This window comes from Xanthomonas arboricola pv. juglandis (assembly GCF_001013475.1).
Lineage (GTDB): Bacteria > Pseudomonadota > Gammaproteobacteria > Xanthomonadales > Xanthomonadaceae > Xanthomonas > Xanthomonas arboricola.
In genome coordinates, this window is sequence record NZ_JZEF01000001.1 from 25,654 (window position 1) to 39,828 (window position 14,175).

11 protein-coding genes are annotated in these 14,175 nt (G+C 66.3%); 7 read left to right on the forward strand and 4 right to left on the reverse strand.

Features of this window, described 5'->3' with window-relative positions:
• Positions 1 to 8: 8 nt before the first annotated feature.
• Positions 9 to 638, reverse strand: a complete 630-nt coding sequence (locus tag XARJCFBP2528_RS00125; protein ID WP_016903342.1) for a TetR/AcrR family transcriptional regulator — start codon at positions 636 to 638, stop codon at positions 9 to 11.
• Between the two features lie 172 nt (positions 639 to 810).
• Here XARJCFBP2528_RS00125 and XARJCFBP2528_RS00130 point away from each other — a divergent pair, with 172 nt between their 5' ends.
• The 3 genes from XARJCFBP2528_RS00130 to XARJCFBP2528_RS00140 all read left to right on the forward strand — a co-directional run bounded on the left by XARJCFBP2528_RS00130 (position 811) and on the right by XARJCFBP2528_RS00140 (position 4,378).
• The gene (locus XARJCFBP2528_RS00130) at positions 811 to 1,599 is read left to right on the forward strand and encodes a histidine phosphatase family protein (protein ID WP_026064525.1); all 789 of its coding nucleotides are present in this window, start codon (positions 811 to 813) and stop codon (positions 1,597 to 1,599) included.
• Entirely contained in the window at positions 1,599 to 2,468 is an 870-nt protein-coding gene (locus tag XARJCFBP2528_RS00135) for an NAD(P)H-hydrate dehydratase (protein WP_026064524.1), read from the forward strand. Before XARJCFBP2528_RS00130 ends, XARJCFBP2528_RS00135 begins: the two co-directional genes overlap by 1 nt.
• 593 nt (positions 2,469 to 3,061) lie before the next feature.
• A complete protein-coding gene (locus XARJCFBP2528_RS00140; protein WP_016903339.1) occupies positions 3,062 to 4,378 on the forward strand; it encodes a glycoside hydrolase family 30 protein in 1,317 nt (438 codons plus the stop codon).
• Between the two features lie 318 nt (positions 4,379 to 4,696).
• Here the strand turns inward: XARJCFBP2528_RS00140 and XARJCFBP2528_RS00145 are convergent, their stop codons facing one another.
• Positions 4,697 to 5,599, reverse strand: coding sequence for an SDR family oxidoreductase (locus tag XARJCFBP2528_RS00145; protein WP_016903338.1), 903 nt, complete (start codon positions 5,597 to 5,599; stop codon positions 4,697 to 4,699).
• A 183-nt stretch (positions 5,600 to 5,782) separates the two neighbouring features.
• Between XARJCFBP2528_RS00145 and XARJCFBP2528_RS00150 the strand changes: the two genes are divergently transcribed.
• Entirely contained in the window at positions 5,783 to 6,490 is a 708-nt protein-coding gene (locus XARJCFBP2528_RS00150) for a DUF429 domain-containing protein (protein ID WP_047124150.1), read from the forward strand.
• A gap of 1 nt (position 6,491) precedes the next feature.
• On the opposite strand, the gene XARJCFBP2528_RS00155 is transcribed toward XARJCFBP2528_RS00150, so the two are convergent.
• The gene (locus XARJCFBP2528_RS00155; protein ID WP_016904215.1) at positions 6,492 to 8,846 is read right to left on the reverse strand and encodes a GH92 family glycosyl hydrolase; all 2,355 of its coding nucleotides are present in this window, start codon (positions 8,844 to 8,846) and stop codon (positions 6,492 to 6,494) included.
• A gap of 310 nt (positions 8,847 to 9,156) precedes the next feature.
• Between XARJCFBP2528_RS00155 and XARJCFBP2528_RS00160 the strand changes: the two genes are divergently transcribed.
• Both XARJCFBP2528_RS00160 and XARJCFBP2528_RS00165 read left to right on the forward strand, forming a co-directional pair.
• Positions 9,157 to 9,786 (forward strand): alpha-ketoglutarate-dependent dioxygenase AlkB family protein, encoded by a 630-nt coding sequence (locus XARJCFBP2528_RS00160; RefSeq protein WP_016904214.1) that lies wholly within the window; start codon positions 9,157 to 9,159, stop codon positions 9,784 to 9,786.
• 384 nt (positions 9,787 to 10,170) lie between these two features.
• Complete coding sequence (locus tag XARJCFBP2528_RS00165; protein ID WP_047124151.1) at positions 10,171 to 11,865, forward strand: FAD-dependent oxidoreductase; 1,695 nt, start codon at positions 10,171 to 10,173, stop codon at positions 11,863 to 11,865.
• A 161-nt stretch (positions 11,866 to 12,026) separates the two neighbouring features.
• Here the strand turns inward: XARJCFBP2528_RS00165 and XARJCFBP2528_RS00170 are convergent, their stop codons facing one another.
• A complete protein-coding gene (locus XARJCFBP2528_RS00170) occupies positions 12,027 to 12,773 on the reverse strand; it encodes an EAL domain-containing protein (RefSeq protein WP_047124152.1) in 747 nt (248 codons plus the stop codon).
• A gap of 148 nt (positions 12,774 to 12,921) precedes the next feature.
• Between XARJCFBP2528_RS00170 and XARJCFBP2528_RS00175 the strand changes: the two genes are divergently transcribed.
• A complete protein-coding gene (locus XARJCFBP2528_RS00175; protein WP_016904210.1) occupies positions 12,922 to 13,560 on the forward strand; it encodes an HD domain-containing protein in 639 nt (212 codons plus the stop codon).
• The last annotated feature ends 615 nt before the right edge of the window (positions 13,561 to 14,175 follow it).

Consider the following 14,175-nt stretch of genomic DNA (forward strand, 5'->3'; position numbering starts at 1 on the left):
TTTCCGAACTACACCGGCGCAGACTTCAAAATCCCCGACAAACTTTCCCGCAGGATCAGCTGCAGATGCATGCGGTTGAGTTCCATGCCGCTGGTCATCACGCTGTGCAGGCCGCCGCACATGGCGGCGACGGCGAAGACGCGGGCCTGGAATTCCTGTTCGCTGCTGGCCGGGTCGGCGTGGCCGCGCAGTAGCCGCTTGAGCAGTGCGCTTAGGTGTTCGATCAGCGATGCGCTCTGCCGGCGCATGAAGGCGGCCAGCACCGGGTCGCGCAGGGTAGCCAGGTGCAGTTCCAGGTCGATGCGGGTGCGCTTGATGTTGGTTTCCTGCAGCAGCCATTCCTCGAGCAGGCCGGCGATGAAATCCACCACGTGCACGTTGGCCGGGCGCTCCACCAGCCACATCTGGCGGATGGCGCGCATGTAGTTGCGCTCCAGCAGGGCGCGCACCAGCGCATCCTTGTCTTCGAAACGTTGCAGCAGGCTGCCGCAGCTGACCTTGGCGCGCTCGGCGATCAGTTCGAAGCTGGTGGCACTCAGGCCGATGACGTCGATGCACTGCTCGGTGGCGTCCAGCACCTCTTCCAGCAGCAGTTCTTCGCGCTCTTTTGCCGTGCGCAGCAACAGGACGTTGGACATGGGCAGCAGGGTGTCGGGGGGCTGCAGTATACCGGTGCGGCGTACCCATACGTTGCGTTCGCTTGTTGCCGTGCCATCAGTCATGGATGCGCGTGCGTATTGAAACACCGGTCACAGACGCGCTGGTCGACCATGTTTTCACGGCGGCTGTGCGACACCTGAGGCCGACGTTGTGCAGGAGAAGCATGTGAGTGAGAACAGTGCGGTAGCCGGTGTCTCGGCGCAGTGGCCGGCGCGGTTGTGGGTGGTGCGGCATGGGCAAAGCGCGGGCAATGTGGCGCGCGATGTGGCCGAGTCCAATGGCTCGGCCTTGATCGACCTGGAGCACCGCGATGCGGATGTGCCGTTGTCGGCGCTGGGCGAGCGCCAGGCCGAGGCGTTGGGGGCGTGGATGGCCGGTTTGCCCGAGCACGAGCGCCCGACCCTGATCCTGAGTTCCACCTACGTGCGGGCGCGCCAGACCGCCGCTGCGGTGGCGCGTGCGCTGGGGCAGCCGGCCGAGTCGGTCAGCGTGGACGAGCGTTTGCGCGAGAAGGAGTTCGGCGTGCTCGACCGCTATACCACAGCCGGCATTCTTGCGACCTTTCCGGAGCTGGCCGAGCAGCGCAAGCTGGTGGGCAAGTTCTACTTTCGCCCGCCCGGTGGCGAGAGCTGGTGCGATGTGATCTTTCGCCTGCGCGGGGTGGTGGGCGATCTGCAGCGCAACCATGTGGGCGCGCGCGTGCTGATCGTGGGGCATCAGGTGATTGTCAATTGCTTCCGCTACCTGATCGAGCGGATGGACGAGGCCACCATCCTGGGCATCGACCGCGAGGGCGATGTGCCCAATTGCGGCGTCACCGAATACGCGGCTGCGGCCGATGGGCAATCGCTGGAATTGCTGCGCACCAAGTTCGTGCCGCCGGAGCTGGCCGACGAGCCGGTGACCACCGAGTCCGACCGCCCGGCCGGGGCGCGCTGATGGCCGCCCCGCGCATGCGCATGCTCACCGCCGCCGCCTTGCGGTCGATGCCGTTGCCGGCCCCGGGTGGCGACAAGGAGCAGCGCGGGCGCGTGTTGATCGTGGGTGGCTCGATGCGCGTGCCTGGTGCGGTGCTGCTGGCCGGCGAGGCGGCGCTGCGCACCGGTGCGGGCAAACTGCAGATCGCCACCGCGGCCAGTGTGGCGCCGGGCATGGCCTTGGCGGTACCGGAGGCGCTGGTACTGGGGTTGGCGCAGAACGGGCAGGGCGAAATTGTGCGGGGGCATCGCGCGCTGGACGGGGCAATGGCGGCCTGCGATGCGGCAGTGATCGGGCCAGGCATGGCGTCGTCGGCCACCACCACGGCGATGGTCAGGCGCGCCGCCGAGCAGGCGGTGTGCACCTTGGTGCTGGATGCCGGCGCGTTGTCGCGTGGCCTGCGGGCGCCGATCGGGCGGCCATTCGTATTGACGCCGCATGCGGGCGAGATGGCGACCCTGGCCGGCGACGACAAGGCGGCGGTGGAAGCGGCACCGGGCGCGTACGCGTTGAAGTTTGCGCAGAAGCTGCGCAGCGTGGTGATCGTCAAGGGCGCGGACAGCTTTATTGCCGGCCCGGATGGAGTGGTGTGGATGCATCGCGGGGGCGCGTCCGGGTTGGGCACGTCCGGGTCTGGCGATGTGCTGGCAGGATTGATTGCCGGCTTTGCCGCGCGCGGCTGCGATGCGTTGACCGCTGCGTTATGGGGCGTGTTTGTGCATGCGGCGGCAGGCAGGCAGTTGGCGAGGCGGATTGGGCCGGTGGGGTTTCTGGCGCGCGAACTTGGGTTGGAAGTGCCTGGGATTCTGGATCGGTTGGCGCGCCGCTGATCGACGCTCGTCGCGTTGAGGCCGCGCGCAGATCCAAAGCCCTTCTCCAGCGGGAGAGGGGCTGGGGTGAAGGTGCGTTTGCTGGAGTCGTGGGGCTGTCTTTCCAGACGGGGCTTATGTTGTTTCCTTGATTGCAGGGGGCGGGTCGCACTCATGGCAGGCGTACCCTCATCCGGCCCTTCGGGCCACCTTCTCCCGAGGGGAGAAGGGAGTGTCCATTGGTGAAAGGGTGCATGGTTGCGCTCGTTTGTTGCGCGATGTTGCGCCGCGTTGGTCGGTTAGGCTTGGTCACCAACCTGGGAGGGTGCACGGTGAAGCGAACGATTGCGTGGTCGATGGTGGGGGTTCTGGGGGTTTGGGGTGCTGCGACTGAGACGGTGTTGGCCTCTGCAACAGCGACAGCGATTGGAACAGCGACAGGAACAGCAGCAACGCCGATTCCGGTGCCCGCATCGACGGCATCGACGGCATCGCCTGCATCCACGCCCGCATCGAAGGCGGTAGAAGCTGCAGTTGCGGATGCTGCTGCTCCGCCAGCAGCACCCGGCGGCGCACTACGCGTCTATACCTCTGCCCAAGGTGCAACGCAGCAGATGCGCGCCAGCACTGCCGAGGCGCCCAAGACCGGGCATGCGTTGACCGAGAAGGAGAACTCCATCTTCGTCAATCCGCAGCGCCGCTTTCAGCAGGTGCTGGGCATTGGCGGGGCGATCACCGATGCCAGTGCGGAGACCTTTGCCAGGCTGCCCAAGCCTGCGCAGCGCGCCTTGCTCACTGCCTACTACGACCCGCAAAAAGGCATCGGCTATACGCTGGCGCGCACCACCATCCACAGCTCGGATTTCAGCAGCGGCAGCTATACCTACATCAAGGACGGCGATGCGGCGCTGAAGAGCTTTTCGGTCAGGCACGATCAACGTTATCGCATCCCGATGCTGCGCCAGGCCATTGCGGCGGCCGGCGGCACGTTGACGACATTCGCCAGCCCGTGGAGCGCGCCGGCCTTCATGAAAGACAGCCACAGCATGCTCAAGGGCGGCAAGTTGTTGCCCGCGTATGCGCAGGCCTGGGCCACCTACTACACGCGCTTTATTGCGGCCTACGAAAAGGCCGGCATCCCGATCTGGGGCATTAGCCTGCAGAACGAGCCGATGGCGGTGCAGACCTGGGAGTCGATGGTGTTTTCCGCCGAGGAAGAGCGCGACTTTTTGAAGAACCACCTCGGCCCGACGATGGAGCAGGCCGGCTATGGCGACCGTAAGATCATCGTGTGGGACCACAACCGCGACATGATGCTGCACCGCGCGCATGTGATCTTCGACGATCCGGCAGCGGCGAAATACGCGTGGGGCATGGGCTTCCACTGGTACGAGACCTGGGCCGGGTTCGCGCCGATGGTGGAGAACGTGGCGGCGGTGGCGCAGGCGTACCCGGACAAGCCTCTGTTGCTGACCGAAGCGGCGGTGGAGAAGTTCGACCCGGCAAAGTTGCAGCACTGGCCCAATGGCGAGCGCTATGGCACCGCGATCATCAACGATCTCAATCACGGCGCGGTGGGCTGGACGGACTGGAACATCCTGCTCGACGAACATGGCGGGCCGAACCACGTGGGCAATTACTGCTTTGCGCCAGTGCATGCCGATACGCGCACAGGTGAGGTGATCTATACGCCGAGCTATTGGTATATCGGCCACTTTTCCAAGTTCATCCGCCCCGGTGCGCGGCGGGTGAGTGCGGCCAGCAGCCGCAGCAATCTGGCAACGACGTCGTTTCTCAATACCGATGGCAGCCTGGCGACGGTGGTGATGAATGCCAGCGACGTGGCGATCCGTTACAACCTGTATGTGGGCGAGTCATCAAGCGTGCTGGAGATTCCCGCGCATGCAATCCAGACGGTGGTGATGCAGTAAGCGCGGACAGTGGGCGGAGCGTTGGTGGGGGTTGCGGGCCCTCATCCGCCCTTCGGGCACCTTCTCCCGGTGGGAGAAGGGGGGCTTTTGCATGATCGAAGCCATCTTTGCGTAGTCGGTCGAACTCCCTTGCGTATCCGTCTTATGGATGCATCAGCTGTCGATATTGTCGCCAGTACCCAAGACGCCACCGCCAGTACCAAAAACGCCACCGAAGAAACACTTGCCGATCGCTGCGCACGCAGCGGTCGGCAGGGTTCTGGTGGCGTTACGCTGTAAACGCGCTTTCAGCTGGCTCAGGACACGCTTTCAGCTGGCTCAGGACAGCAACAAGCCACCGGTGGCACCAAACACTTCGCCGGTGACATAGCTGGATTCCTGCGAGGCCAGGATCACATACAGCGGCGCCATCTCCACCGGCTGGCCGGCACGCTTGAGCGGGGTTTCCGACCCGAACTCGGGAATCTTTTCCGGCGGCTGGCCACCGCTGGGTTGCAACGGGGTCCACACCGGGCCGGGGGCGACGGCGTTGACGCGGATGCCCTTCTCGGCGACCTGCTGAGCCAGGCCCTTGGTGAAGTTGACGATGGCCGCCTTGGTGGACGCGTAGTCCAGCAGCGTCGGCGAGGGCTGGTAGGACTGGATCGAGCCGGTGTTGATGATGGATGCGCCCGGCGGCAGGTGCGGGATGGCCGCCTTGCACAGCCAGAACATCGCGTACACGTTGGTCTTGTAGGTGGCGTCGAACTGCTCGGTGGTGATGTCGGCGATGTCTTTCATCGCGGTCTGCTTGCCGGCGATATTGACCAGCAGATCCAGCCCGCCAAGCTCCTTGACCGCGCGTGCGACCAACTGGTTGCAGAAAGCCTCATCCTTGAGATCGCCGGGGATGCTGATCGCCTTGCGGCCTTCGGCCTCGATCAACTTCACCACTTCCGCAGCGTCCTGCTCTTCTTCCGGCAGGTAGTTCAACACGATGTCGGCGCCCTCGCGTGCGTAGGCGATTGCAGTGGCGCGGCCGATGCCCGAGTCGGCGCCGGTGATCAGCGCCTTGCGGCCCTTCAGGCGACCGAAGCCCTGGTAGCTCTGCTCGCCGTGGTCAGCCTTGGGCTCCAGCGCATGGATGGTGCCCGGCGCTTCCTGGGTCTGCTCGGGGAACTTGGGCTGCGGAAACTGGGTGAGCGGGTTCTGCATTTCGTACTGGTTCTTGGTGCTGGACATGCGCTGGCTCCTGCAGTGGGGGATGGCAGGGCCGCAGCATGCTGCGGCCGATGCAGTGCAGTCTGGAAACCACGGCGATGCGTGCGGGTGAACGAATGTTGTGCATGATGTGAACGCGCCACGCAGATGGCGCTTGCGGTGCTGCTGCGCCGTGCACGCAGGCCACGACCGGGGAGGACCGCAATGCAGTGTGTAGGAATCGATGGCGCCGGCAGCGGCTGGCTGGCGGTGTGGCAGGCCGGCGATGGATTGCAGTTTGCCGCCTACCCCACGGTGGCCGCGGTGGCGAGCGCATTGGGGGACGTCGCTGTGCTGGGCGTGGATATCCCGATCGGTCTGAGCGAGCACGCGCCCCGCGCTGCGGATGTGCAGGCGCGGCGCTTTGTGGGTGGGCGCCGCGCATGCAGCATCTTTGCTGCGCCATTGCGCGGCATGCTGCATGCACCCACGCAGGTGGAAGCGTCCGCGTTGCATCGGGTGCTGGATCACGACGGGCAGCGTGGCTTTGGCGTGCAGTCGTTTGCGCTGCTGTCGAAGATTCGCGCCTGGGACGATGCCTTGCGCGCCGATCCGCCGTGGGCGGAGCGCGTGTTCGAGGTGCACCCGGAAGTGTCGTTCGCCGTGCTCGCCGGCGGGCACGGCCTGGCGGCGGGCAAGAAGAGCAGTGCGGGCCACCAACAGCGCGCCGCCTTGCTGGGCCAGTGCTATGGCGCCAGGCAGGTGGCCGCGTTGCTGGAGCGCGTGCCGCGTGTGCTGGCCAAGCCGGACGATGTGCTGGATGCCCTGGTGGCCTGCTGGAGCGCGCAGCGCATTGCCGCAGGTACCGCCGGCAGCCTGCCGGCGGTGGTGGAGCGTGATGCCTGCGGGCTACGCATGGGCATCCACTACTGACTCAGCGCGTCTGCGTCGACATCGAATACGGCCGCTGCGCCGGATCGGTGGCCCATTGCGTGTTCGGCGTGGCCTGCATGCGGAAGCGCAGTTCGCCGCCGGCCTGGATTTCCTCGTGCGTGAGGTAGGCGCGGGTCAGCGGCTGGCCGTTGAGGGTGACGCTGCCGACGTAGCTGCGCGCCTTGCTCAGGCCATCGGCGATCACGCTGAAGCGCTTGCCATTGGGCAGCTTGAGCGTGGCGCGCGGCAGGAACGGCCGGCCGATGATGTACTGGTTGCTGCCCGGTGCCACCGGATAGAAACCCAGTGTGGTGAACACGTACCAGGCCGACATCTGGCCGAGATCGTCGTTGCCGGCCAGGCCCTCGGGGCCGGCGTGGTACTGGGTGTCCATGATCTGGGTCAGCCGCGCCTGGGTGCGCCAGGACTGGCCGGCGTAGGCGTACAGATAGGCGACATGGTGGCTGGGCTCGTTGCCGTGCGCGTACCAGCCGATCAAGCCGGTGATGTCTTCCATGTGTTCGAATACCTTGGGGTCGACCTTGGCATCGAACACCGCATCCAGGCGCGCCAGCAGTTTGTCGTCGCCGCCATGTGCGGCGGCAAGCCCTGCGACGTCCTGCGGCACATACCAGGAATATTGCCAGGCATTGCCTTCGGTGTAGTCGCTGCCGTAGCCGCTAGTGGATGGATCGAATGGTTCGCGGAAGTTGCCGGCACGGGTGCGTGCACGCATGTAGCCTGTAGCGGGGTCGAAGGCGTGCTTCCAGTTGCCGGCGCGCTTGCTGAACTCTGCGGCGATGGCGGGCTTGCCGAGCTTGTCGGCCATGCGCGCGATGGTCCAGTCGTCGAAGGCGTATTCCAGCGTCTTGGAGGCGGCTTCGCCTTCTTCGTCGATGGGCACGTAGCCCAGCTCGCGGTACTGCGCGATACCGTCGTAGGGGCCGTAGTTGGCGCTGGCGACCATGGCATCGAGCGCTTCGTTGGCATCGAAGCCGCCGATGCCTTTCATGTAGGCGTCGGCGATGACCGGCACGGCGTGGTAGCCGATCATGCACCAGGTTTCCAGGCCGTGGAACGCCCAGACGGGCAGGATGCCGTAGGCGCTCTCGCGGCGTGAGGCGAGTAAGGAATTGACCATGTCGCTGCTGCGTTGCGGCGGCTGCACCAGGGTCAGCAGTGGATGCAGGGCGCGGTAGGTGTCCCAGAGCGAGAAGGTGGAGTAGTTGGTCCAGCCACGCGCCTGATGCACGGCGTTGTCCGGCCCGCGGTACTGGCCATCGCTGTCCATGAACAGGGTGGGGCCGAGCAGGGTGTGATACAGCGCGGTGTAGAGCTGGGTGCGTTGTTGCGGCGTACCTTGCGCATCGATCGCCGACAGCGCCTGTGTCCACTGCGCACGCGCATCGGCACGTACGCGGTCGAAATCGAAACCGGGCACCTCGGCATCCAAATTGGCGATGGCGCCGGCTTCGCTCACTGGCGAGAGCGCGACCTTGACCACCAGCGGTGTGCCATCGTTGGCGACGTCGAACACGCCGACCAGCTGCCGGCCTTCGATCTGTGCGCGCTGCGCGGGGTTCTTCTCGCCTGGCGGTGGAAAGCCCTTGTACGGGACGTCCTGCTCGGTGTCGTGCAACTGCGTGGCGGTGAGCGGGCGGGAGAAGCGCATGGCGAAGTACAGCTGGCGGCCGGGTGCCCAGCCGCGGGTTTCGCGAAAGCCGGTCACGGTGCCATCGCCGCGCACGCGCAGCCGCGACCACTGCACCTTGCCGGGGTAGTCGTACAGGCTGGTGCGCAGGTCCACCAGTACATGCGCCGGCGTGCCCTTGGGGAAGGTGTAGCGATGCACACCCACGCGCGCACTGGCGGTGAGTTCGGCGCGGATGTTGCGGTCCTTCAAGGTCACCGCGTAATAGCCGGGTTGCGCCTGCTCGCTGGCATGGTCGAACTGCGCGGTGTAGCCGCTACCGGGCGTGGCGGCGTCGCCGCGTTCGAGTTTGATCTGGCCGGTCTGCGGCATCAGCAGCACATCGCCCAGGTCCGAATGCCCGGAGCCGGAAAAGTGCGTGTGCGAAAATCCGACAATCGTGGTGTCGCCATGCCGGTAACCGGCGGCCCAGCCATAGGCTTCCTTGCGTGGCTTGATCTGCGTATCCGGGCTCAGCTGCACCATGCCGAACGGCAGCGTGGCGCCGGGATAGGTGTGGCCTTCGCCACCGGTGCCGATCAACGGGTCGACCGCGCTGAAACCCGCGTCGTCCCCACGTGGCGCCGCATTGCCGGCAAAGCTGATGCAGGCGGCAAGCAGCGCCAGCCAACGCAGGGGAGAGAAGGCGATTGAGCGATGCTGCATGCGAACGGTTCCAGGCGGATGCAGCGCCGGACCGTAGCACAGCTGTCGGGCCTGATCGCATGACGTCCATGCCTGCATCGTTGAGCTCGCTAACCCGTGCGCGGTTGGCCGCGGTGATGCGTGTGCCTGTCTTTGAGAGGTTGCCGGCGTTGCGCGCAGGAGACAGCGGATGCGCAGGTCGGTCGCCTTTCTGCACGGAACGAGCGCAATGCCAGCAACTGCGAGAGAGCATGCGAATGCGGGGCTTCGGCAGCGGGCAATCGCAACGGCAGGCTGCTGAAATCGCGCAAACCGTCCGCATATCACCCGGATGGATCTGTTCGATACTCCCACCGCGCCCGTGCAGCTGCTGCACGATACGCAGGGCGGCGTGCGCTATTGGCCGCAGCTGCTGGCGCCTGCTATGGCGCAGCAGTGCTTTGCCGCGTTGCGCCAGGCGACCGACTGGCGCAGCCAGCGCCGCGAGATGTACGACCGTGTGGTGGAGGTGCCGCGCCTGCTGGCCTCGTATCGGCTGGATGCACCGCTACCGCCCGGGCTGCCGCTGCAGGCGCTGCTCGATGCGGTGCAGGCGGTGTTGCCTGCGCCGTACAACGCGGTGGGCCTGAATCTGTATCGCGATGGCCGCGACAGCGTGGCGATGCATCACGACAAGCTGCAGACGTTGCTGGCGCCGTATCCGATCGCATTGGTGTCGCTGGGCGCGACGCGGCGGATGCAGCTGCGCGCAAAGGACGGCAATACGCGTGCGATCGGTGTGGAGCTGGCGTCTGGCAGCCTGCTGGCGATGAGCCATGCCTCGCAACTGAGCCACGAGCACGGCATCGCCAAGACCGCGCGTGCGGTGGGCGAGCGCATCAGCGCGGTGTTTCGGGTGCGCCCGGCCGAGCGCATGGCCGCCGGCCAGCACGGGCCGCACTGGGAGCCGGTACAACCGTAGCGTGGCTGATAAGGCATGCACGTTTGTCGGCACGGTGCGGAGCAAGCCGGAGTCTCCCGGGCAACAGGAGCGACGGAATCACACGAGTGCCGCGTACCAGCTGCGGGCCCAGTGCCGTGTTCGCTTGGCCGCCAGCGCAGCAGCTACGTCGGCCACCTTCTGCGCGTACGGTTGCGGCTGATTGTGCCGATCACCGCTGGTGAGCGTGCGGTACCGCTGGCAGCCGCGTGAGGTGTTTTGCCTGTGCAAACACCGCACTGGTGCGCGCGCCGGTGCTGCTCGTGCATGCGCTCTGTCGCGCACGGCATGGCCCGTTCGGGTGATTGCCATCACCCTCACGGCTGGCCATGCTTGCATGTACTCCCCCCTCAGCGTCGCCATTCCATGTCCCTGGCCGATACCCGCCACCATCAGATGTTTCCCGAGCTGGACTCGGGCCAATTGGCGATCACGCGGCGGTTTGCCAGCGGGCCGGCGCAGCGTTTCGATGCGGGCGAGATCGTCTTCGACGTGGGCGATGCGCATGCGCCGGTGTGGGTGGTGCTGGAAGGCGCCATCGAAGTGGTGCGGCGCGACGGGCTGGGCAACGAAAAGCCGATCACCTTGCAGACGCCCGGCCAGTTCACCGGCGAGGTCAGCCAGCTGGCCGGGCGCGCGTCGTTGGCCGGCGGGCGTGCCGGGCCGCAGGGCTGCCTGGCACTGCCGTTCGACACCGCACACCTGCGCGCGCTGATGATCAGCTCGGCCGAAGTGGGCGAGGTGGTGATGCGTGCGTTGATCCTGCGCCGCGTCGGCCTGATCGAAGGCGATGCCTCCGGCTCGGTATTGATCGGTGAGCCGGATGATCCGCATCTGACCCGTTTGCAGGGCTTTCTCACCCGCAACGGTTACCCGAACACGGTGATCGATGCCTCCGACGAGGAAGGCCGCGCGTTGGTGCAGCGCTTCGGCATCCAGGAGCAGGAACTGCCGGTGATGGTGTGCCCGAGCGGGCGGGTGCTGCGCCAGCCCAGCGATGCCGAAGCGGCGCATTGCCTGGGCATGACGCCGGACATCGACCCGGACAAGCGCTACGACGTGGCCATCGTCGGCGCCGGCCCGGCCGGCCTGGCGACGGCGGTGTATGCGGCGTCCGAAGGCCTGTCGGTGCTGGTGCTGGACCAGCGCGCCATCGGCGGCCAGGCCGGCGCCTCGGCACGGATCGAGAACTACCTGGGCTTTCCGACCGGCATTTCCGGCCAGGCGCTGGCCGGGCGCGCCTACAACCAGGCGCTGAAGTTCGGCGCCGAGCTGGCGATTCCGATCGAGGCCGGCACGCTGGAATGCGGGCGCGACGATGGTGCGCTGAAGCTGGATCTGGCCGACGGCAAGCAGCTGCTGGCCAGCACCGTGGTGGTTGCCTCGGGGGCGCGTTACCGGCGTCCGGAGATCGACGGGCTGGAGCGTTTCGAAGGCCATGGGGTGTCGTACTGGGCCTCGCCGGTGGAAGCGCGGCTGTGCGAGGGCGGCGTGGTGGCGCTGGTGGGCGGTGGCAATTCCGCCGGCCAGGCGGTGGCGTTTCTGGCACCGCGGGTGAAGCAACTGCACCTGATCATTCGCGGCGAAGGGCTGGAAGCGTCGATGTCGCAATATCTGATCGACCGCATCGCCGTGCTGCCGAATGTGCAGCTGCATACCGGCACCGAAGTGGCTGCACTGGACGGCGACCCGGAGCGCGGCCTGCAGGCGGCGGTGTTGCGCACGCGCACCGATGGGCAGACCACGCGGGTGGAATTGCGGCATCTGTTCCTGTTCGTCGGCGCCGACCCCAACACCGGCTGGCTGCAGCAGTGCGTGCAGACCGATGCGCGCGGCTTCGTCGTCACCGGCAATACGCGCGGCGATGGCGTGCCGGCCTGTCTGCCGCTGGAAACCAACCGCCCCGGCGTGTTCGCCATCGGCGATGTGCGGGCCGGCTCGGTCAAGCGCGTGGCCGCAGCGGTGGGCGAGGGCGCGGCGGTCGTCGCGCAGATCCATCAATACCTGGCACATCAGGCCAACCCGGTGCCGGCATCGGAACTTGCCAGTGCTGGGGAATAGGGAATAGGGAATCGGGAATCGGGAATCGGGAATCGGGAATCGGGAATCGGAAAAGCGGTTTGCGCGCTGTTTGATTTCTTCGGGTGCGGGTTATGTGTGTTGGGCGATTGCGCATCTGCTGAAGAGGGTGCGGTTTGCCTGCTTCTTGCGCACGCGCCTTCTCAGTCCGGCCAGTGCACCTGCGGCAGCACGCCGATCTGTGGGCGGGCGAACAGATAGCCTTGCTGCAGGTGGATGCCCATGTCGCGCAGGGTGCGGTATTCGTCGGGGTGCTCGATGCCTTCGGCGATGACGGCGATACCGAGTTCTTCGCACATGCGGGTGGCGTGGCGGACGATGGCCTGGCGGCTGCGGTCGGCGTCGATGCCGCGCACCAGGGCAATGTCCAGCTTGAGCAGGTCCGGCTGGAAGTCGGCCAGCAGGCCGAGGCCGGAATAGCCGGCGCCGAAGTCATCGATGGCGGTCTTCAGGCCGCGCGCCTGGTAGGTGCGCATGATGTCGAGCAGATGCGCCGGCTCGGCCAGGTGTTCCTGTTCGCTGACCTCGAAAATGATCGCGTCCAGCGGCCAGCCGTACTGCGCGGTGGCCGAGAGCGTGGCGCGCAGGCAGTGCTCGGGGTTGTAGACCGCATTGGGCATGAAGTTGATCGACAATAAGGCCGGCAGCGCGATCTGCGCGGCACATTCGATCGCCTTGATGCGGCAGGCCTGGTCGAAGGCGTAGCGGTTGCGCTCATCCACGGCGGCCAGGATGCTGCCGGCCGATTCGCCGTTGACGCCGCGCACCAGCGCCTCGCCGGCGTAGACGCTGCGGGTGGACACGTCCACGATCGGCTGGAACGCCATGGTGATGGCGGTGGGAAAGTCCTGGCCGTCGCGGCAGGCGTTGCAAACGGGGAGCGTGGGCATGGCTGAGCAATCGTGCGGCGTGGAGGTAGCCTAGCGGTATCGGCCGCAACAGCGCGTCATTGAGTCTGCACACGCATCCTCGCGCCATCCTCACCTGGGGCGTCACCGGGCTCGGCGATAATGCGCCATTCCCCGCATCGGACGCCCCATGACCGCTCTCACCGAACGTTACGCCCTGGCCGTGGATTACGCGCGCATCGCCCATGCCGGGCAGGTGCGCAAGGGCACGCAGATTCCGTATTTGAGCCACTTGCTGGGCGTGTCCACGCTGGTGCTGGAATGCGGCGGCGACGAAGAACAGGCCATCGCCGGGCTGCTGCACGATGTGGTGGAAGACTGCGGCGGCGGTCACGAGGCCTCGATCCGCGCGCAGTTCGGCGATGCGGTGGCCGATATCGTGATGGCGTGCACCGATGCCACCGCCGAAGACAAGGCCGAGGTGGACAACACCGCCAGCGCGCGCAAACGCGACTGGCGCGAGCGCAAGCTGGCCTACCTGGAGCACCTGCGCAACACGCCCGAGCGCGCCTTGCTGGTGTCCGGCTGCGACAAGCTCTATAACGCGCGCACCATCGTGCAGGACCTGGAAAACCCGGACGTGGGCCAGGACATCTTCAACGTATTCACCGCAGGGCGCGCCGGCACGTTGTGGTACTACGGCGAGCTTGAGGAGATCTTCCGCACGCGTGGCGCGGCGACTGCACGGCTGTTCAGTGGCGTGGTGGCGCGCATGCAGGCGCTGGCGGAGACCGGCGAGCAGCCGGTGCCGGCGCACGCGCTGGGGTGATTGTGTTGTAGAGCGGCTGGTTTGTGAGTTGGCTGCGGGGCCCTTGCCCGCCCACCATCGCAGGACACGCCGCAAGTACCTCCGTGTAGGCTCTTACGCGGAATCCATGCCGCGTAAGGTCCCGCGACGGTGGGCGGGCAAGGACCTGTCGAGATGGCCGGTGTGTGTGGTTTTCGATAAGGCAACTGACTGACTTTCTGGTGAGGTGTTCTCGCCGCGCTCTTGACGCTGTGGGTTTGCTGCAGGGCCCTTGCCCGCCCACCCTCGCAGGACACGCCGCAAGTACCTCCGTGTAGGCGCTTACGCGGCATCCATGCCGCGTAAGGTCCCGCGACGGTGGGCGGACAAGGACCAGTTGAGTTGGCCGGCGCGCATGGTTTTCAACAAAGCAGCCGGCAACTGTCTTGTGCGGTGTCCTCGCCGCTTGCGGGACCGTGTGGTGGCATGGATGCCGCCATCTAGCCCCCACGAACGGGTTTACGGCATAGCCCGCGAGCGGTGAAGGCACCGCGCCTTCGACCGATGCATCCAGGACGATCAGCGAGTTGCTTGATTGAAGCACCGCAGGACTCGCCGTCAACACTGACACCGGCTGTATGCGGCACGCGGTAGGCT

What these genes read in the sequence shown, in the direction of transcription:
- XARJCFBP2528_RS00125 (WP_016903342.1), bottom strand. Translation starts at nt 638, where the DNA reads ATGTCCAACGTCCTGTTGCTGCGCACGGCAAAAGAGCGCGAAGAACTG.
- XARJCFBP2528_RS00135 (WP_026064524.1), top strand. Translation starts at nt 1,599, where the DNA reads ATGGCCGCCCCGCGCATGCGCATGCTCACCGCCGCCGCCTTGCGGTCG.
- XARJCFBP2528_RS00140 (WP_016903339.1), top strand. Translation starts at nt 3,062, where the DNA reads ATGCGCGCCAGCACTGCCGAGGCGCCCAAGACCGGGCATGCGTTGACC.
- XARJCFBP2528_RS00145 (WP_016903338.1), bottom strand. Translation starts at nt 5,599, where the DNA reads ATGTCCAGCACCAAGAACCAGTACGAAATGCAGAACCCGCTCACCCAG.
- XARJCFBP2528_RS00150 (WP_047124150.1), top strand. Translation starts at nt 5,783, where the DNA reads ATGCAGTGTGTAGGAATCGATGGCGCCGGCAGCGGCTGGCTGGCGGTG.
- XARJCFBP2528_RS00155 (WP_016904215.1), bottom strand. Translation starts at nt 8,846, where the DNA reads ATGCAGCATCGCTCAATCGCCTTCTCTCCCCTGCGTTGGCTGGCGCTG.
- XARJCFBP2528_RS00160 (WP_016904214.1), top strand. Translation starts at nt 9,157, where the DNA reads ATGGATCTGTTCGATACTCCCACCGCGCCCGTGCAGCTGCTGCACGAT.
- XARJCFBP2528_RS00165 (WP_047124151.1), top strand. Translation starts at nt 10,171, where the DNA reads ATGTCCCTGGCCGATACCCGCCACCATCAGATGTTTCCCGAGCTGGAC.
- XARJCFBP2528_RS00170 (WP_047124152.1), bottom strand. Translation starts at nt 12,773, where the DNA reads ATGCCCACGCTCCCCGTTTGCAACGCCTGCCGCGACGGCCAGGACTTT.
- XARJCFBP2528_RS00175 (WP_016904210.1), top strand. Translation starts at nt 12,922, where the DNA reads ATGACCGCTCTCACCGAACGTTACGCCCTGGCCGTGGATTACGCGCGC.